The organism is Parafrankia sp. BMG5.11 (genome assembly GCF_004337455.1).
On record NZ_SJXI01000155.1, the window covers coordinates 1 to 19,684 of the forward strand.

Below are 19,684 nucleotides of genomic sequence, written 5' to 3' on the forward strand. Positions count from 1 at the left end.
ACCCACAGTCCACAGCCGGGCCGCGCTGGTTTGGAAACGTGCCAGCCCGCCGTCGTCGCGGCGCAGCGTGCCGGTGACCGTCACCTCACGTCCGCCGTGGTCCTGCGCGGTCTCCTCGATCCCCATCGTCAGTACCGGATGCGCACTGGCCTCCACGAATACGCTGACTCCGTCGTCGAGCAGCGCACGTGTGGCCTCCTGGAACCGCACCCGCTCCCGCAGGTTCTGGTACCAGTACCCCGCATCCATCGTTGTGCCGTCTACGACCTGGCCGGTCACCGTCGAATACACCGGCACTCGGCCCGCTGACGGTGACACCGCGGCAAGCCCGGCCAGGATCTTCTCCCGCACGGCTTCCACATACGGGGAATGTGAGGCGTAGTCCACCGGGATCCGCCGTATGCGCACCCCGTGCTCCTCACAGGCCGCCATGAACTCAAGCGCTGCCTCCACCTCACCGGCGACAACGGTGGACGACGGGCCATTGACTGCGGCCACCCACAGCCGGTCCCGCCACGGCTCCAGCGCTTCCTCGGTCACCGTGGCCGGGGCTGCGGCAGACAGCATCGCGCCGCCGCCGGCGATCTCCACGATCGCCGCCGACCGGGTCACCACGATCCGCACCGCGTCCTCCAACGAGAGGACCCCGGCCACACACGCCGCCGCGATCTCCCCCTGTGAATGCCCCACCACCGCGTCCGGCACCAAGCCCACCGATTCCCACAAGCGAGCCAGCCCGACCATGACGCTGAACATCACCGGCTGGAGCACGTCGACCCGGGCCACGTCCATCGCACCCGGCGCACCGGTCAGCACGTCCAGCAACGACCAGCCAGCCTGTTCCTCGACGGCCATCGAGACCCGGCCGACGACGTCCGCGAACACCGGTGAGACAGCGATCAGTTCCCGGCCCATACCCAGCCACTGCCAGCCCTGCCCCGGGAACACCAACACCACCCGGCCAGGCGTCACCGTGCCCGACACCACACCCGCGGCACCCGAACCCACGGCCACAACCTCATCCACCCCAGCCAGCAGACCCTCACACTCCTGACCGATCACCGCCACCCGATGCCGCAACGCGGAACGTCCCAGCAACGCCCTCCCCACCGCGACCGGATCCGCCCCCGACTCCCGCACAAACACCGCCAACGCCCCCGCCTGGGCGCGCAGTTCCATGTCGGAATCGGCGGACAGCGTCCATGTGGTGACATGCGGGGCGGGGAAGTCTCGGTACCAGTAGTCCTGGTGCTCCCACGGGTAACCGGGCAGCTCGACGGGCGTGCCAGCCGGCGTGGTCGGGGCTGTCGGGCGGTAACCGGCGACGAATACCTCGGCGGCCAGCAGCGCCGGCGTGAGGTCCTCCCTCAGGATGTCCACGGTGAGGTCGCACCAGGAGTCGGACTGCTCCGGCAGCCCGGCGGCCGGGGTGTCGCCGAGGCACCGTCGAAGGGCCTCGGTAGATGTCAGTCGACCGGAGGCCCAGGCTGCGGTGACGGCACCCGTGCCCTCGCCGTTCGCTTCGAACACCGCCACTCCGTACGACCGCAGTGCCTCGGTGGCGGCGGCCTGGTGACAGAAGGTCAGTGCCGCATGGAGGGGTCCGCGCGTGTCGTCGTACGGGTCGACCGGCATCCCGCCGAGCGGACCGAGGAGCAGGACGTACTCGTCCAGGGCCCGGCTGTACGCCGGGGAGGCGGCGGCCCAGCGTTCCAGCATCGCGCGGGCGGGTAGTTCGGCGCCGAACCGTAGCGCCACGGTGGCCTGCGCGCCCCGCTCGGCCTGGCCGGACCGAGTGGTGGGAACGGCCGCGCCGAAGGACGCCTCCTCCAGGGCGGCGGCGAGCGACTGGGCGTCGGAGCCCACCACCGCGAGGCGGTGCTCCAGCCAGGCCCGGCGATGGGTGGCCGTGAAGACCAGGTCGTCCAGGCGCTCGGGGACGGTGTCCAGCCGCTCGGCCATGCGGAGGGCCACGGCCGACAGCGCGGACGGCGTGGCGGCACTGACGAGCAGGACGCGCTCGTGCCGCTCGGTGTTCTGCGGCGCGGACGACCGCGCGGCGGCCGGATATTGCTCGACCAGGACATGGGCGTTGCTGCCGCTGAAGCCGAAGGCGCTCACCCCGGCGCGCGCGGGCCGGCCGTGCTCCGGCCAGGACTGCGGCTCGTGCACCAGTGCGACGGGTAGCCGGTCCCAGTCGATGCGGGTGGACGGTTTCTCGACCAGATGCGGGGGGATGGTGCCGTGTCGAAGGGCGAGGACGACCTTGAGCAGGCCCACCGCGCCTGCCGCCGCGCCGAGGTGGCCGACGTTGGCCTTCGCGGAGCCGATCAGCAGTGGGTGCTCAGGAGCGCGGTTCGAGCCGAGCGACTCGGCCAGGGAGTTGACCTCGATCGGGTCACCCAGCGGGGTGCCGGTGCCGTGAGTCTCCACGTAGTCCACTTCGTGGGGCGCCCAGCCGGCCCGGTTCATGGCCTTGCGGACCACCTCCGCCTGGGCGGCCGGGTTGGGCACGGTGAGGCCGCCGGTCGCGCCGTCCTGGTTGACGGCGCTGGCGCGCAGTACGGCATGGACCTCGTCGCCGTCGCGCGCGGCCGCAGACAGCGGCTTGAGTACGAGTACCACGGCGCCCTCACCGCAGGCGAATCCGTCGGCGCTCTCGTCGAAGGCCTTGCACCGCCCGTCCGCCGCAAGAGCGTTGCTCGCCGCCATCGAGGCCAGCAGCGGGCTCGGCGCGACGATGGCGCTGGCGCCGCCCACGACGGCGATTTCGCAGTCGCCGGTACGCAGTGCCTGGCAGGCCAGGTGCACGGCGGTCAGCGCGGAGGAGCACGCGGTGTCGACGGTCATGCTGGGGCCGCGCAGTCCGAGGATGTACGACAGGCGGCCGGCCAGGGCGGCGAAGGACGTGCCGGTGCCGTGGTAGAGGTTCAGGGTCTCGTTGTTCATGTCATTGGCGACCAGGTATTGGTAGTCCGCCATGGAGAGACCGGCGTAGACGCCGACCGGCTGGGCCTCCAGGGTGTCTGCGGGGCAGCCGGCGTGCTCCAGTGCCTCCCATGCGGCTTCGAGGAAGAGACGCTGCTGGGGGTCGAGCAGCTTGGCCTCGCGGGGGGAGATCCGGAAGAACGGCGCGTCGAACGAGGCGATGTCGTCGAGGTAGGAGCCGGGAAGGGCGGCCAGGCCATCGAGGCCGGCCCAGATCGGGTCCCTGCGCCGCTCGGCGGGGAACTCGCCGACGGTGACCGTGCGACCGCACAGTAGCTGCCAGAACTCCTGCGGAGTCGACGCGCCGGGCAGCCGGCAGCTCATGCCGATCACAGCGATGCCATCCTCCGCGAGGCCCTCCTGGGGCGCGGCTGCGGCGGAGACGGGGAGGGTGGGGGTCGTGGCGCTGGTCGGGGCCCGGGCGGGTTTCTGGGCGGCCGGACGCTCTTCCGCCGTCGGCCGCGGGACCAGTCGGGCCAAGTGGTCGGCCAGCCTGTTGACTGTCGGATGCTCGAATACGAGCGTCGTCGGCAGGGAGATACCGAGCCGTGACTCCAGCCGGGTGCGAAGGCTGATGGCCGTCGCCGAGTCGAGCCCCTGCTCGAAGAGGCCGCGCCGACGGGCCACCGGCTGGTCGGCCGTCAGGCCCAGCAGATCCCGGACGATCCCGGTGACCAGCTCGGCGAGTCGGCCGGCATCGGCGGACGCTGCCGCACGGACCGGGGCGGTGGGCGGCGTTACGGAGGCGGCGCCCGGGGCCAGGACGGTCGCCCCGGTGGGCTCGGCGTACATCTCGGAGGTCACCTGCCCGTGCTCGTCGAGCAGACTGAGCCGGATCCGGGCAGGCGCCGCGCCGGCGCCGGCGGATGGCGCGCGGGCCGGGTCGATGGCACCTTGGGCGCCGCGTTCCACGCCGGGCAGCCAGTAGCGTCCGCCGCCCCACGACGGGACGGGCAGCGTGCGGTAGCGCGTCGGGCGCCCGGTCACCGCCGACCAGGTCACCGGGACCCCCGCGGTGTGCAGCCGGGCCAGCGTCCGGTGTGCGGCGAGTGCCGACGGTGTTTTCTCGTCGAGTACCGCGATCGCGGGCGCCCGCCGGTCACGCCGCCGTTGCGCCTCGCTGAGCGTGGGCAATAGCACAGGGTGAGCGCCGATCTCGACCAGCGGGTGGTCCTGCTCGGCGAGCAGCCGGTCCAAAGCGGGCCACAGCTGTACGGGGCCGGTGAGACCGCGGACCTGGGAAGCCGCGTCGAGGAGCGTCGTGGGGTCTGCGCCGGGATCGACTGCGGACGGCATCCGGACAGCGAGGCGGAGGAGCAGCGCGGTGGCGTCCGGCAGAGACAACGCGCCGGCCACGTGCGCGGCGGCGACCTCACCAAGACCCTGTCCGAGGACAGCCGCCGGCGTGACGCCGCGAGCCTTGAGCCAGCGGGCCGTCGCCACCTGGGCGGCGAAGACCGCGGGCTGGAGAAACTCGGTGGCGCGGGGGGTGTCCGGCTGCCCGTCCGCGCGGAGTTCGGCGAGCAGCGACCAGCCGGCCTCGGCGCGGATCAGCTCCGCGACGTCGTCCAGAACCTCACGGACCTTCTCATCCTCGTCGTAGAGGTCCATGACCGTGCCCGGCCATCGGGCGTGGTGACCGGGAAAGACGAACACCGGACCGGGCGCGCTTTCGGGATCCGGGACATAGCCGGAGAAGGCCCCCTCGCCTGGCTCGTCCGGGGAGTCGAGCGCCCGCAGAAGGTGCTCACGGTCCTCGGCGACCACGACGTAGCGGTGTGACTCGTGGGTGCTGCGGGTGGCGGTCGAGGCCGCCAGATCGGCGAGGCCCGCGTCGTCGATATCCGCCGTGGACTCGCGCAGCAACGCGACCTGTTCGGTCAGGCCGGCGGCTGTGGAGGCCGAAGCCATCAGGGTGTAGGGGCCAGCGGGCCGCTCGGCAGGGGCCGGCGCGGGCGCGGGAGGCGCCTCCAGCACGACGTGCACATTCGTGCCGCTGAGCCCGAAGGCACTGACCCCGGCCCGGACCGGTCGCTCCGCTCGGGCGATGAGTGTGTTCTCCATCGGCACGGTGACCGCACCGTCGCGCCAGTTGACGCGCGGGTTGAGCCGCTCGACATACGGCTGGTGGGAGACCGTTCCCGACTGGACCACCCACACGGACTTCAGCAGACCGCCGATGCCGGCGGCGGCGTCCATGTGTCCCAGCAGCGCCTTGTGCGAACCGATCAGTAGAGGGTTGTGCTCGTCGCGTCCCTCGCCGTACACCTGGCCGATCGCGTCGACCTCGATGACGTCGCCGATCGCCGTGCCGGTGCCGTGTGCCTCGACGTAGTCGATGTCGGTGGCAGTGAGGCCGGACCGGCGCAGCGCGGTGCTCAGTAGGTCGGTCTGCGCAAGGTAGTTGGGGACGGTCAGGCCGAGGCTCATGCCGTCGTTGTTGGTGGCCGAGCCCCGGATGATCGCGTGGATCCGGTCCCGGTCGGCGAGCGCGTCGGACAGACGCTTGAGCACGATGGCGCCGGCGCCCTCGCCTCGGACTATGCCATCGGCGTCCGCGTCGAACGGGCGGCAACGGCCACTCGGGGAGATAGCGCCGACCCGGCTGAGGAAGACGCTGATGTCCGGAGTGATGAGCAGGCTGACACCGCCTGCCACAGCCATGTCGCACTCGCCTGACCGTAGATTCTGACACGCCTGGTGCACGGCGAGCAGCGAGGAGGAACAGGCCGAGTTGACCGTGCTGACCGGGCCGTTGAGGTCGAAGGAGTAGGCAAGGCGGCCGGCCGCGAAGCTGGCCTCCAGGCCGCTGACGTGGTGCCGGCCGATCTCGTCCACGCCGAGGGTGCGCGCGTGCAGCAGCTCGTAGTCTCGGGCGAGCAGGCCGAGGACGACGGCGGTCCGGGTACCGTGCCACTCTTCGCGCGCGCGACCTGAGTCCGCCATCGCCTCCCAGGCGACCTCCAGGATGAGACGCTGCTGAGGGTCGAGCAGGCCTGCCTCGCGTGGGCTGATCCCGAAGTAGAGAGCGTCGAAGCGGTCGATGTCGTCGAGGAAGGCGCCCCGCCCGGTGGAGATCCCCCCGGGTTTGCCGGCCCGGTCGGCGTGCTCGCGTCCCCACCGGTCTTCGGGCACGTCCGAGAACGCATCCGTCGCTGAGGTGAGCAGCTGGCCGAACGTGTCGAGACTTCTGACCCGACCGGGGAAGCGGCAGCCCAGGCCCACGATGGCGATGGGCTCCATCACGTCGCCGGACCGCTTTCCGTTGTCGGAATCGGTGCTCATCAGTTCCCTCCGATTAGACAAGGGCCGGAAGTAGGAGAATGCGTCGGCGCAGGGGTGTCCTCGGCGCAGAATCAACCGTCCCGCGATGCTATGAACGGCCGTCACGAGATGTCATCCCCTATCGACCCCTAAAGAAGGGTCCGCGGTGGAAACCTGGGCCGCGGCCGTTTCGAAATTTTTTAGGGGTGGGTCATGGGCGCTGGCTAAGAACCTTTCCTGGCGAAGATGGGATGATCGGTTTGCGTGCTAAACGGCCGAATGGTCGCGCCGGCACTCAGTATTCACACCGAAATCCCTACACAGCGAGGAGTCCGCAGATGCAGGGGAGAGTCGCAGTCGTGACCGGGGCCGCCGGTGGCATTGGGGCAGCGGTGATGCGTGCGCTCGCCAGGGAAGGCGCAGTGGTCGCCGCCGTCGACCTCACGGCTGGGGGACTGGAGGTGCGGGTGAAGGCGCTGGACGCCGATGGGCTGACCGCCCATGCATTCCCGGCCGACGTCTCCGACCCCGAGCAGGTACGCGAGGTCGTCCGGGAGGTGGAGCGGCGGCTCGGGGGGGTGGACTATCTGGTCAACGCGGCCGGTGTGTTGCGTTCGGCTGCTGTCGGCGCGACCACGGTCGGCGACTGGAGCGATACCTTCGCGGTGAACGCGACCGGTGTTTTCCTGATGTCCCAGGCGGTCGTGGCAGGCATGGTCGCCCGTGCCTCGGGCTCCATCGTCACTGTCGCCTCCAACGCCGCCGGCACCGCCCGCACCGGGATGGCGGCCTACGCGGCGTCCAAGGCGGCGGCGTTGGCGTTCACCAAGTGCCTTGGCCTCGAGGTCGGCCGGTACGGCGTGCGCTGCAACGTGGTGAGCCCCGGCTCGACCGACACCGCGATGCTGCGCACCCTCTGGGCCGGCGCCGATGGCGTTCAGGACGCCATCGGCGGGAGCCCGTCGGCGTACAAGGTCGGCATTCCGCTCCAGAAGATCGCCCGGCCTGAGGACATCGCGGACGTTGTGCTCTTCCTGCTCTCGGATGCGGCCGGGCACGTCACCCTGCAGAACCTCACCGTCGACGGAGGCGCAACCCTCGGAATCTAACGCTCTGTCCGAACACGAAAATGGCCGCCCCGCACTCACGGGGCGGCCATTTTCATTTGTCACCCGGACCGTTCAGTCGGAGTTTTTGTTGCCCTGGCCGAAGCCAACTGTGTGCTTCCCCGAGTCTGCCACTGATGTTTCCAGGGGGATGTAGGGGACGGCCCGCGGTGCGGCGGCACGGTACCGTCTCCAGTCCGCCCGGGCCGGTGCGGCATGCGCGCCGGAGCCGGTCAGGACGCCCGACACGGCGTCGAGCACCGCCGCGACGGGTGCCGGATGCAGACCCCACGTCGCGAGTTCAGCAACGCCGTCCCTGTCCGCCTCCGACCACGGCCCGTGGGCTACGCTCACCGTCGCCAGTCCGGCCGCCCGCCGGTGGCGCGCCAGTGCGTCGGCGTACTCGGCGGCCGCCGTGGCAACCGCTGTGCCCGCCCGGCCGGGCAGGGTGGCGAGCGGCGAACACAAGATGAGGAAGTCCAGCTCACCGGCCTGCTGTTGGAGTAGCCGAGGAACGACCACGGCTTGCTCCAGCGCCCGTTCGAACCTCGCCGGGTCCCAGCCGGCAAGGGGCAGTTCCGGCGCCGGCGCCGGTAGGTGCACGATGCCCCGCACAGTGGGCCCGTCCCCCGCTAGCATCGCCGCGACCTCGGCCGGGTCGTCGGCTGTCCGCGACACCGAGCCGGCTCCGCGCGCGGCCAGCCAGCTGGCCGCCGCGACTGCCTCCGGGCCCTCCCCAACGACGAGGTAGGCGGCGTCCTGGCGGATGGCCGATCCGGCGGTCCGCTTGGAGCACCCGCCGTCGGCAAGCGTCTGCTCCCGCAGCCGCCCTTCGTACCAGCGGCCGCCGCGCAACGACAGCCGGCCGGAGCCGGCGAGTTGCGCGGCCCGCCCCAGGACCTCGCCGGCATCCGGCAATGCATCGGCGGCGTCCATCGTGACCGACACGCAGCTCAGCTCGGAGTGCTCCCAAGCGGCGGTCCTCGCCAGTGCGGCGATGAGCCCTCCGTAGGGGTCCGGAGTGCCGGACTCAGCGGTGGAACAGACCACGAGGGCTCGCCGCTCCGTCGCGCAGGAACGCAGGAAGCCGCGCACCACGGAGAACCCCTGCCCAGCCGTGCCGTCGTCGTGGAGCAGCAGCCCGGCCACGGCGGTGCCACGCCTCGCCAGCTCTTTGCAGACCTGCTCGAACGGTTCCTCCGCGCCAGTGTCCAACGCCAGCACACCGTCCTCGACGTCGGCAAGCTCCCCGGCGGGTGCCAGTGCGAAGGCGGGCACACCGGCCAGGGCGAGCTGTTCGCGCCAGCGTCCGGCGAGAGTGGCGTCGGCGCTGTGGATCAGCCAGCTGCCGTCCCGGGCACCCGGTACGGCGGTGCGCAGGGGGCCCGGCACGGGCTGCCAGCGGAGCTCGTGCGAACGCAACTCGACGGCGGCGGTCGGTGGCTCCTCCTCGCGGGCCGGGCGCAGTCGCAGCCCCTCGGCCACCAGCAGCGGCTCGTCCTGCTCCGAGGTCAGCTTGAGCGTCACCGAACCGTCCTCGCACCCGTACGCCCGCACCCGGACGGTGCCGGGTAGCGGGCCGTGCACGGTGAGCCGGTCGATCGACCTGACGGTGCGCAGCCCCGGCGCTGCGTCGTCGGCGGCCAGCGTGGTGATCCGGAAGGCTGCCTCCAGCAGCACGGGGGACAGCTGCCACGGACCGGCCGCTCCGGTGCCGGCACGCTCCATTACTGCTTCGGCGTATCCGGCAGTGGCGTACAGAGCGGTCACACGGCCCGCGGCCGTGTCGTCCTGCACGCCCAGCTGCCACAGCTGCCGCCGCCACTGCTCGGCGGAGTACTCCTCGGGCCGCGCCGCCGTGCCCTGCAGGGCACGGCCAGCTATGCCACCTGGTTCGGCATCTGGACCGCCAACGAGGGCGGTGAACGATGGCCGCCACGCTTCACCGGCGCGGATGAAGCCCCTGATCCGCTCACCGTCGTTCCGCTGTTCCCTAACGGTCTGCAGGGCGAGTGACCCGCCATCGCCGAGGAGCTCCGGCACACCGTGCAGCCGCACCTCGCGCAGGGTGTGCGGAGCGTCCTGCGACGCGCGGCTGTGATAGGCCGCCGCCAGCGCCCAGTCGATGAGGGCCGCAGGGGAGAGCAGCGCGGTGCCGTGCACCCTCGGCAGCGCCGCCGAGGCCGGGGCGCCGTCGGCGATCGACCCGCCGAACCATCGGTCGCCCCCGGTGGCCAGGTCGATCGGAGTGCCGAGCAGCGGGTGGGCGGAGGTCTGGGGCGGGGGCTGCGGGACAGCGCCGTCGGGCGGGAGCAGCCAGTGCCGCCGGCGCTGGAAGGGATATGTGGGCAGATCCACCCGCCGGGCAGAGTGTCCCTCAAGGGCAAGTTTCCAGTTTACGGGGACTCCGTCGGTATACAGCGCCGCGAGAGCGGACAGCAGCGCACGTGCTGCACCGCCCGGGCCGTCGACCCCGGCGAGCAGGCTGACGGGGAGAATGGTGCGTCCCGGGTCGCCGAAGCCCGTGGCAGCCCGGCCCGCCAGCGGAGCGAGCGCAGCTTCCGCGCCCAGGTCGACGAACCGGGTCACCTCCTGGGCGAGTAACCGCCGGGCGGCGTCGAGGAAGCGGCCAGGCAGCCGGATGCGCCCGGCCCAGAACACCGCGTCACCTAGGCACTCCAGCGATATGGCCTGCCCGTCACTGCCTGAGACCAGTGGGACTTGCGGCTCGGTCGGGGAAAGCCCGGCGACTGTTCGCCGCAGCGCCGCGGAGGCGAGGGGCTCGGTGTCTGCCGGATGAACGACCCGGGCGGCCTTGAGCGTAAGCACGCTGCGGCCCTGGGCGCGCCAGCGTTCGGCGAGCCCGGCGACGGCGTCCGGGCGTCCGGTGATGACGGTGGCGCCCGGCTCGTCCACGGCGGCTACGATGGCGTTGCCGCCGGTCAACTCCGGCTCATGGCGCAGCTCGTCCTCCCGGGCCTGGATCCACACTGACGCGAGATCCGCCGTCGCCGCCTCGCCGGTCTCCTGCTCCAGGATGACTGCCAGTGCGCAGGAGTCGGTAAGGGAGAGCGCCCCGGCGGCGTGCGCGGCGGCGACTTCGCCGAGGCCCAGCCCGGTCATGTACCGCGGCTCCACACCGAAGGCCGCCACAAGCCGGTGCAGGGCGAGCTGCAGCGCGAACCCGGCGAGCCGGGCCGAGGACAGCGAGACGTACGGCCGGTCGGCGTCGAGCAGCGCGGCGTGCACCGATCCGTCCAGTTGTTCGCAGACCTCGTTCAGCTCACGGGCGAACAACGGGAACGCCTCGTACAACCCCCGCGCGACGCCGGGCCGCGGTGGTGCGTCGCCAGTGAACAGTAGTGCCGTGAGTCCGCGCGGGTCGGCGCTGCCCTGAGCCACGCCGTCCCCGCCTCGGTCGGACGCCAGCCCATCGAGATGCGCCAGCAGCTCCCCGCGATCGCCGCCGACAAGGACAGCGCGGTGCCGGAAAGAGGGACGGTCGCGGGACAGGGCGGCTGCGATGTCCCGGAGGTCCGCGTCGGCGACCATCTCGCGCAGCCGGGCTGCCAGCTCACGCAGCGCCGTCGGCGTCCTCGCGGACAGCGGCCAGGCCACCGGGGTGGAGGGGGAGGGGAGCCGCTCTTCGGCGTCTTCGGCGGGCGGCTCCTCCAGGATCAGATGCGCGTTCGTCCCGCTGAGCGTCAGGCAGGACACGGCGGCCCGGCGCACCCGTTCACCCGCCGGCCAGGCGCAGGGCTCGGTGGCCAGCGTGACCGTGCCCGCTGACCAGTCGGCGTGCGGGGTGGGGGCATCCACGTGCAGGGTCGCCGGTACGCGCTCGTGCTGCAGCGCCATCACCAGCTTGGTGATGCCGGCGATCGCGCCGACCGTCTGGGTGTGCCCGATGTTGGACTTTACCGAGCCGAGCAGCACGGGTCGCTCGGGTGAATGCTCGCTGCCGTAGATCGTGATGACGGAACTGGCCTCGACTCCGTCGCCGAGTACCGCGCCGACGCCGTGGCCCTCGACCACGTCGACGCTCCCGGCGGACAGCCGGGCGTCGGCCAGTGCCTGGCGGATGACACGCTGCTGGGCCTGGCCGCGAGGGGCGGACATGCCGTTGGTGGCACCGTCCTGGTTGATTGCCGAACCGCGGATGACGGCGAGCACTGGATGGCCGTTGCGGCGCGCGTCCGACAGCCGCTCCAGCAGCAGCATCCCGGCACCCTCAGACAGGCTTACCCCGTCCGCGGCAGCGGCGAACGACCGGGAACGACCATCCGAGGACAGCCTGCCCGTCCGGCGGAACTCCAGCAGCAGAGTGGGAAGCGACATCACCGCGGCCCCACCGGCCAGGGCCAGGGTGCACTCGTTGTTGCGCAGCGCCTTGCAGGCCAGGTGGACCGCCACCAGTGAGGACGTGCACTGGGTGTCCACGGTGACGGCCGCGCCCAACAGGCCCATCAGGTAGGCGATCCGGCCTGAACCGGCGCCCACCGAATTGCCGAAGCCGATGTAGTCCTGGACGTCCGGGCCCGGGGGCTCGCGTAGCAGCAACGGGTAGCCGGCGAACTGCAGTCCCGCGTACACGGCCGTGCGGGTCTCCCTGGCGGACACCGGGTCGATGCCGGCTCGCTCGAACGCCTCCCACGAGGTCTCCAGAAGCAGCCGTTGCTGCGGGTCCGTAGCGAGAGCCTCGGCCCGGTCCATGCCGAAGAACTCGGCGTCGAACCGGTCTGCGTCGTGGAGGAATCCGCCGCGCAGACCTGGCATGGCGCCAGCGAGGTTCCAGCCACGGTTATCCGGCAGGCCGGAGATCACGTCCTCGGCTCCGTCGACCAGCCGCCACAGGTCCTCCGGCGAGCGCACGCCGCCGGGGAAACGGCAGCCGATCCCGATGATCGCCACGGGCTCCCGGTTCTTTGCCTCCTCGGCTGCCAGCCGTCCGCGCGTCTGCTGCAGCTCGGCTGTGGCCTTCCTCAGATACCTCTGAAGTTTCTCTTCGTCCGCCATCCGACGGTCGGCTCCTTAGAACAAGATGGCCCCCGGCCGATGCCGCTACTCGGGGCGCGCACCGGCTGTCGACTGCCGGGGCCGGTAGGGGGTGCGTGGTACGGGGTCGGGTCACAGCTCCGAAAGGGGCGTCAAATAGCAGTCCTGGATGTCGTATAGCTTCCACTCGCCGTTGACCCCGACGAAGGCCTCCAACTTGAAGTGGCGCTCGTCGATGGGGGTGTAGGAGTCCTTGGACCGGGTGCGCACGCCCACCTCGCCCAGCACGTGCTCACCGATGAACTCCAGATGACCGCCGTGCCAACCGCTCGATGTTGAGACACCGAGCGTTCCCAGGGTGTCCACGTAGTACGATTCGAAGCGCTGGTCGACCTCGTTCCAACCGATGATCCACTTTCCCTCGAGTTTCGGCGAGCCGTCGGCGTAGGTCGCCTTGAGATCCATCTGGTAATAGTGCCCGTCCATGATCGGCAGGGTCAGCGCCACCATCCTCACGCCGGTGTCGAAGGAGACGGTCATCCTGCCGAGCAGGAAGTCCAGCTCCTTCATGCGCGGCGAGACACCCGTGTCCTTTTTGACGGGCCGGGCGGTCGGGCGGTGGTTGTCCAGGTAGTCGGCCACCTTCTGGTCGTCGGCCGTCTGTATTTTCTCCGTCATCGCTGTCTCCTCTTCTCTTTGTTCCAGGGGTGGTACGGCGGTGCGGAAGTGCCGCAGACCGGGGCGCGGTGGCGGGTCGTTCAGGCTCCGGGTCCGGCGGCGAGGTCGCGTACCACCGAGGCAATAGTGCGTACGCTCTTCAGATCCCGCGCGTTGACGCGCGATGGCGGGACCTTGACGCCCAGCTCGTCGTGGACGTAGTTGAGGAGCAGCACGGTGTTAAGGGAGTTGAGCACCCCCCAGGCGAGCAACGGGGTGTCCTCCTCCAGCTCGCCCTTCGGGTCACCGTCCAGGAACCGGTCCCGGATGAAGTCGGTGATACTCCGGGTGACGTCGTCGGTCCCGGTCATGCGGTCGGTCATCTGACATTCCTTCCGATGCGGTGCGAGGTCACTGAAGCCCGGCGGCAAGGGCGGCGCGGTCGGCCTTGCCATTGCGGGTACGCGGCAGCTCTGCTGCGGTACGGAACTCGTCGGCAACCATGTATCGCGGCAGGCGCTGCGCGCAGTGCCGGCGCAGCTCCAGCACGCCGACGTCCCGGCCCCTCTCCAACACCACGAAGGCCACCAGACGGACCTCGATCCCGCTGCCCACCACGACGGCGACAGCCTCGGCCACGGAGGGATGCGCGGTCAGCGCTGCCTCGACGTCGCCCAGCTCGATCCGGTGACCGCGGACCTTCACCATGTGATCGTGCCGGCCCACGTAGTCGAAGAGCCCGGTATCCAGGACCCGCACCACGTCCCCGGTGGGGTACGGCCCCCGGTGAGGCGTGCAGCCCCAGTAGCCCAGCATCACCGTCGGGCCGTCCGCGACCAGTTCGCCCTCCTCGCCGGGACCGCAGACTCCGCCGTCGGGCCGTTGTGCCCAGACCCGGTCACTGGAGCAGGCGGCGCCGATCGGCACCGGCCGGTCGCGGTCCAGGTCCCACGGCCGGACCTCGTGGAAGGTGCAGACGTTGGTCTCGGTGGGGCCGTAAAGGTTGAGCAGCCGGGCCCGCGTCCACGCTGCCAGGGCACGCACCGAGGCGATGGGGAACGGCTCTCCGGCGAAGAGCACCGCACGCAGCCCTGCCGGCGGCCGCCGTTCGAGAAGCCCTCCCTCACGCATCATCAGCGTGAGCGCGGAGGGTACGGAGTACCAGACGGTGATCTCCTGGCTGTGCAGGAACTCGACCAACTGCTCGGGTGCATAGGCGAGTTCCGCGGCGACCAGGTGAACGGACGCGCCTGCGGAGAAAGCCGCGTACAGGTCGAGGACCGACAGGTCGAAGTTGAGCGGCGCATGGTTGGAGAACCGGTCCTCGGGCCCTGGGGAGAGTTCCTCGACCGCCCAGTCGATGAAGGCCAGCGCGTTTCGGTGGCTGATGCACACGCCCTTCGGCATGCCCGTCGACCCGGAGGTGTAGAGGATGTAAGCCAGATCGTCCGGATCGGTCGGCTCGTCGATCTGGGCGTCCGTCGGCTCGTCCGTGCCGTCCTGCTCCGCGGCCAGCTCGGCGATGGTGACCGCGCCGTTGAGTAATGGGCCTAGCGACCCGGTGCGTTCCTCGGTGGTCAACACCACCCTGGCCGCGCAGTCGCGGGCCAACACCGCGACCCGGTGCTCCGGTGCCGAGCCGTCGGCGGGCACATAGGCGGCGCCAAGTCGCAGCACGGCCTGCATCGCCGTGATCATCGCGGCCGACTTGTCCGCCCAGATCACCACACGATCGCCGCGGACCACGCCGAGTGCCCGCAGCCGGCGGGCGAGCTGGTCGGCCCCAGAGTCGAGCTCCCGGTAGGTCAGCTCGCAGTCCGCCGCCACGACGGCCGTCCGGTCACCGTGTGTCTTCGCCGCGTCGATAACGAGTCGATGGAGTGTCACAGTCCCAGGTCCTTCGCGATGAGCTCACGCTGGATCTCTGTGGTGCCGGAGAACAGCGTGCTGGGCACCGAGTCGCGCAGTTGATCCTCGGCGCCGCCGACCAGATAACCGCGGCCGCCGAAGATCTGTACGGCGTCGGTGGAGTTCGCCACGGCCGCCTCGGAGACCGCGATCTTCGACAGGGCGACCGCGGCCACGTGATCACGGCCCTCGTCCATCAACCAGCAGGCGCGGTACAGCAGCAACTGGGCGCTCTCCAGCCGCTGACGCATACCGGCGATCTTGTGGGAGACGCCCTGGAACTCGCCGATACGGCGCCCGAACTGCCGCCGCCGCGAGGCGTGTTCGACGACCTGCTGAAGCTGGCGCTCCATCATGCCGAGGTAGATCGCGAACAGGCAGGCGCGCTCCCAGACCATGGAGTGCTGGAAGATGGCCGAGCCCTGTCCCTCCTCGCCGAGCAGGTACTCCTCGGGAACCGGACACGCCTCGAAGTGCACCCGGCCGGCCAGACAGCCCGTCAGACCCATCTTGAGTAGCGGCGGCCCTAGGGAGACCCCCGGCAGGTCGCTCGGCAGCGCGAAGGCCGACACTCCCAGATACCCGGCGTCCGGGTCGCTCACCGCGTAGGTGACCACCACGTCAGCGACCGGCGCGTTGCTGGCCCACGACTTCTCGCCGTCGAGGACGAAACCAGAACCGGAACGCCGGGCGACCGTCCGCATCGCGCTGACATCCGAGCCGGCGCCGTCCTCCGTCATCGCGTTGGCGGCGATGAACTCACCGGAGGCCAGCCGTGCCAGCAGCTCGCCGCGTGCCTTCTCCGACACGAAGTCCCGCACCGGCACGGCGCAGGCCAGCAGATGCGCCGCCACCGCGAACGCCAGACCGGTATCCGCGCAGCCGCGGCCGAGTGCCTGAAGACATAGCGAGGTGTCCAGCGCGCCCAGACCGCCGCCGCCCACGTCGCGCGGCAGACAGAGGCCGGTCAGCCCTAGCTGGCCAGCCTCCCTGAACGCCGCACGCGTGGTGTCGGGATCGTCCGCGCACTCAAGCCTCTGGCCCCAGCGTGCACGCACTTCGTCGAAGATGCTGTCGCAGCGATCGCGCTGCTCGGGAGAGAGTCCAAAATCCATGGGCGATTGGAACCTCATCGTGAAGAGTCTCATTCACCGGAGCCCGGACGGGCGGCCGGAGAGAACCAGGCGGATAGTCAGGAATTTGGCGGCCGCTCTTCCGAATGAGCGTCGTCACGCCTGGTCAGATTAGACAGGGACTTTCCGGGTGTCACCCCCTTCGGGCCCCTATCCCTGCCGAGCGACCTGCGTCGCCGCCAAACCGCGCACCCAGTAAGGGGTGTTCGGATCGAGCTGGTCGCCGGCCGATCCGCCTGTTCCTGCATGTTAGGGGTTTCCCGGTCGACCGGAGCAGTCCCATCATAGGGTCGCGTTCGGGCCGTCTAGCATCTCGATATCTCAACGGCTGAATCCAACGATCGCCGAGTTTTTCGCCAGGTCCGATCCGTCCACCGCAGAAGGGGAGAATCAGCATGCATCCGTTGACCGACTCCTACTCTCTTTCGCGGGGAAGCGGTCCACGGGGAATAGGGCAGGTCAGCGGCCCGCCGGGGCCTCGTCACCGCCAGGGACCCGGATGAACACCCACCCCTGCTGGTCGAGGCGGTGTACGCCGCCGCATATCCCGTGATCTGGCTCACCGATCCCATACACGGCAACACCATGACCACGCCCGGCGGGCCGCACCTGGAGGTCACCCCCGACGCGGTCACCGAGTGCGTCGCCGGCAGTAGCTACCAGGATCAGCTCGCGGAGAAGGACTCGACCTTCTGCGACCACGCCCCCCGAGCAGGCCGTGTCCGTCGCCGCCTCCTGGATCGCGTAGAACCCGTCACGCACCCGACCCACCAGCCGAGGAAGACGATGCCAGGGATACCCCCGATTACCCCCTACTTCATGCCGACCCGGGACCAGTTGCCCGCCAACACCGCGGACTGGACGGTGGATCCCGCCCGCGCCGTTCTGCTCATCCACGACATGCAGCGCTACTTCCTGCGGGCCTTCCCCGATGGGGGCTGTCGCGACACGCTGGTCGCCAATGCGGTACGCCTGCGCCGTCGTTGCGCCGAGCTGGACGTGCAGGTCGCATACACAGCCCAGCCCGGCGGCATGTCCGAGGAACAGCGCGGCCTCCTCAAGGACTTCTGGGGCGCCGGCATGTCCGTGCGCCCCGACGACCGCCTGGTCGACGAACGCCTCGCTCCGACCGGCGGCGACTGGACCCTCGTCAAGTGGCGCTACAGCGCCTTCTTCCGCTCCGAGCTGCTCGAGCGCCTGCGCGCCGAGGGCCGCGATCAGCTCATCCTGTGCGGCGTCTACGCCCACGTCGGCGTGCTGGTTACGGCTATCGAGGCTTACTCGTATGACATCCAGCCCTTCCTGGCCGCCGACGCCGTGGCCGACTTCTCCGCCGAGTACCACCACCAGGCCCTGCAATACGCGGCCGGGCGCTGCGCCATGGTCCGTACCACCGACGACCTCCTGGCTGAACTCGTCGGCCACGCCGGCCAGTCCGACGGCAGGGAGAGCATTCGGTGACGAATTCGACTGAGGGCACGCACACGGAAGCCGGCACCGCCAAGGAGTTGCTCGGCCGGGTGCTCGCGAACGAGCAGCGGGCTTTCGCGCTGCTTTACCGCCCCGACGCCTCCGGGCACGACGGGATCGACCTACTGGTCGGCGAGGTCTCCACACACGCCACCCTCGCCGAACTCCCCCTTCCCATCACGCCGTCCGCCCCCGGCACGGCCACGGCTGACCTGTTCGTGCTGATCCCCTACCGGCAGATCGCCGAACGCGGCTTCGAGTGCGTCGATGACGGTTCACCGCTCGTCGCGATGAACGTCACCGGCCAGGCCGTACTTCCCGTCGCCACCTTCCTCGACCACGTCGCGGACATGCCGATCCAGGTCACTGGCGGCGGCTTCGACACCGACGACGACGCCTACGCGGAGATTGTCCGCCGGATCATCACCACCGAGATCGGGGAAGGCGAGGGCGCCAACTTCGTCATCCGGCGCTCCTTCGTCGCCGACATCACCGACTTCGAACCCCGCACCGCACTCGTCCTCTTCCGCCGGCTGCTCCAGCGTGAGTCGGGCACCTATTGGACCTTCGTCGTGCACACTGGCGAGCGGACCTTCGTCGGCGTCACACCCGAACGCCACATCACCCTCGACGACGGCGTCGCGGTGATGAATCCCATCAGCGGCACCTACCGCTACCCTCCGGCCGGCCCCACCCTCGACGGGATCAAGAGGTTCATCGTCGATCGCAAGGAGACCGACGAGCTCCACATGGTGCTCGACGAGGAACTGAAGATGATGGCCCGCGTCTGCGACACCGGCGGCCGAGTCTCGGGCCCCCACCTGCGCGAGATGGCACGGCTGGCGCACACCGAGTACTTCATCGAGGGCCGCAGCAGCCGGGACGCGCGGGAGATCCTGCGCGAGACCATGTTCGCCCCGACCGTCACCGGCAGCCCTCTGGAGAGCGCCTGCCGGGTGATCCGTCGGCACGAACCAGAGGGCCGCGGCTACTACAGCGGGGTGGCCGCTCTCCTCGGCCACGACCACCGCGGCAAGCCCTCTCTCGATTCGGCCATCCTCATCCGTACCGCGGATATCGACCCGGCCGGCCGGCTCAGCATCGGCGCCGGCGCGACTCTGGTGCGCCACTCCGATCCGGCCGCCGAGGTCGCTGAGACCTGGGCCAAGGCGTCTGGACTGCTGTCGGCCCTGATGACGGACACATCCCGCCGCTTCGCGGACCACCCCGAGGTCTCGGGCGCCCTGGCCGACCGCAGCGGGACCATCGCGGCCTTCTGGCAGGCCGATAACCGAGACTACGACCGCCCGGACCCCGAGCTCGGCGGCCGGCGCGTCCTCGTCATCGACGCGGAGGACGCCTTTACCGAGATGATTAAACAGCAGCTCAGGTCGATCGGACTGTCCGTCACCGTGCGCCGCTTCGACGAACCGTACGGCTTCGACGGCTTCGACCTCGTCATCATGGGCCCCGGCCCAGGAGACCCCCGGGACGACGAGAATCCCAAGATTTCCCGCCTGCGCTCGGTCGTCCGCACCCTGCTCGCCGAACAGCGGCCCTTCCTCGCAGTCTGCCTGAGCCACCAAGTACTCAGCCGCGAACTCGGTCTGTCGCTAGCCCCGTGCGCCGTGCTCAACCAAGGCATCCAGAAGGAGATCGACCTGTTCGGGCGGACCGAACGTGTCGGCTTCTACAACAGCTTCACCGCCCTCAGCCGGGAAGACAAGGCCGACTGCCCTGGCGTCGGCATTGTCGAGATCGGTCGGGACGCCTATACCGGCGAGGTACATGCGCTGCGGGGGCCACGCTTCGGCTCGATCCAGTTCCACGCCGAGTCGGTGCTAACCCAGGATGGCGTGCGGATCCTCGGCACCCTCGCGAAGCGGGTGCTGGCGGTTTAGACGCCTCCCTCTACCGCTCTGTACGCGGCGCGCCATCGACCGGGCACCGATTCTCAGGATCTTCGAAAGGCTGGACTGATCTCCATGGCGGACGAGCAGAAGACCGTTGAATACCTTCGGCGTGTGACTGCGGACCTGCACAAGACGCGCCGACGTCTACATGAGGTCGAGTCGAGCGTGCTGGAGCCGGTTGCGGTGGTTGGTATGGGGTGTCGCTTTCCGGGGGGTGTGTGTTCCGCGGAGGGGTTGTGGGATTTGGTTG

At 70.2% G+C, this 19,684-nt stretch carries 10 protein-coding genes; 4 read left to right on the forward strand and 6 right to left on the reverse strand.

Annotated elements, in window-relative coordinates; genetic code table 11:
• Positions 1 to 6,273: type I polyketide synthase (locus E0504_RS48115; RefSeq protein WP_131627892.1), on the reverse strand; the 6,273-nt coding region annotated here is incomplete at its 3' end.
• 317 nt (positions 6,274 to 6,590) lie between these two features.
• Between E0504_RS48115 and E0504_RS48120 the strand changes: the two genes are divergently transcribed.
• Positions 6,591 to 7,361, forward strand: a complete 771-nt coding sequence (locus E0504_RS48120) for a 2,3-dihydro-2,3-dihydroxybenzoate dehydrogenase (RefSeq protein WP_131627894.1) — start codon at positions 6,591 to 6,593, stop codon at positions 7,359 to 7,361.
• Between the two features lie 72 nt (positions 7,362 to 7,433).
• On the opposite strand, the gene E0504_RS48125 is transcribed toward E0504_RS48120, so the two are convergent.
• The 5 genes from E0504_RS48125 to E0504_RS48145 form a co-directional block, all read right to left on the reverse strand.
• Positions 7,434 to 12,374, reverse strand: a complete 4,941-nt coding sequence (locus E0504_RS48125; RefSeq protein WP_131627896.1) for a type I polyketide synthase — start codon at positions 12,372 to 12,374, stop codon at positions 7,434 to 7,436.
• Between the two features lie 111 nt (positions 12,375 to 12,485).
• A complete protein-coding gene (locus E0504_RS48130) occupies positions 12,486 to 13,031 on the reverse strand; it encodes a DUF1579 family protein (protein WP_131627898.1) in 546 nt (181 codons plus the stop codon).
• 80 nt (positions 13,032 to 13,111) lie between these two features.
• The gene (locus E0504_RS48135; RefSeq protein WP_207974730.1) at positions 13,112 to 13,393 is read right to left on the reverse strand and encodes an acyl carrier protein; all 282 of its coding nucleotides are present in this window, start codon (positions 13,391 to 13,393) and stop codon (positions 13,112 to 13,114) included.
• Positions 13,394 to 13,421: 28 nt separating this feature from the next.
• Positions 13,422 to 14,897 (reverse strand): amino acid adenylation domain-containing protein, encoded by a 1,476-nt coding sequence (locus tag E0504_RS48140; RefSeq protein ID WP_131627900.1) that lies wholly within the window; start codon positions 14,895 to 14,897, stop codon positions 13,422 to 13,424.
• Positions 14,894 to 16,033 (reverse strand): acyl-CoA dehydrogenase family protein, encoded by a 1,140-nt coding sequence (locus tag E0504_RS48145; protein WP_131627902.1) that lies wholly within the window; start codon positions 16,031 to 16,033, stop codon positions 14,894 to 14,896. The genes E0504_RS48140 and E0504_RS48145 overlap by 4 nt, the downstream gene beginning before the upstream one ends.
• An 804-nt stretch (positions 16,034 to 16,837) precedes the next feature.
• On the opposite strand from E0504_RS48145, the gene E0504_RS48150 reads away from it, so the two are divergent.
• The 3 genes from E0504_RS48150 to E0504_RS48160 all read left to right on the forward strand — a co-directional run.
• A complete protein-coding gene (locus E0504_RS48150) occupies positions 16,838 to 17,512 on the forward strand; it encodes an isochorismatase family protein (protein WP_131627910.1) in 675 nt (224 codons plus the stop codon).
• The gene (locus tag E0504_RS48155; protein ID WP_131627904.1) at positions 17,509 to 19,422 is read left to right on the forward strand and encodes an anthranilate synthase family protein; all 1,914 of its coding nucleotides are present in this window, start codon (positions 17,509 to 17,511) and stop codon (positions 19,420 to 19,422) included. Before E0504_RS48150 ends, E0504_RS48155 begins: the two co-directional genes overlap by 4 nt.
• Before the next feature lie 84 nt (positions 19,423 to 19,506).
• The coding region (locus E0504_RS48160; protein WP_131627906.1) for a polyketide synthase docking domain-containing protein at positions 19,507 to 19,684 on the forward strand (178 nt) is incomplete at its 3' end.

Excerpts from the sequence above, each read along its gene's own strand:
- E0504_RS48120 (WP_131627894.1), top strand. The coding sequence starts at position 6,591 with ATGCAGGGGAGAGTCGCAGTCGTGACCGGGGCCGCCGGTGGCATTGGG.
- E0504_RS48145 (WP_131627902.1), bottom strand. The coding sequence starts at position 16,033 with ATGGATTTTGGACTCTCTCCCGAGCAGCGCGATCGCTGCGACAGCATC.
- E0504_RS48135 (WP_207974730.1), bottom strand. The coding sequence starts at position 13,393 with ATGACCGACCGCATGACCGGGACCGACGACGTCACCCGGAGTATCACC.
- E0504_RS48150 (WP_131627910.1), top strand. The coding sequence starts at position 16,838 with ATGCCAGGGATACCCCCGATTACCCCCTACTTCATGCCGACCCGGGAC.
- E0504_RS48130 (WP_131627898.1), bottom strand. The coding sequence starts at position 13,031 with ATGACGGAGAAAATACAGACGGCCGACGACCAGAAGGTGGCCGACTAC.
- E0504_RS48125 (WP_131627896.1), bottom strand. The coding sequence starts at position 12,374 with ATGGCGGACGAAGAGAAACTTCAGAGGTATCTGAGGAAGGCCACAGCC.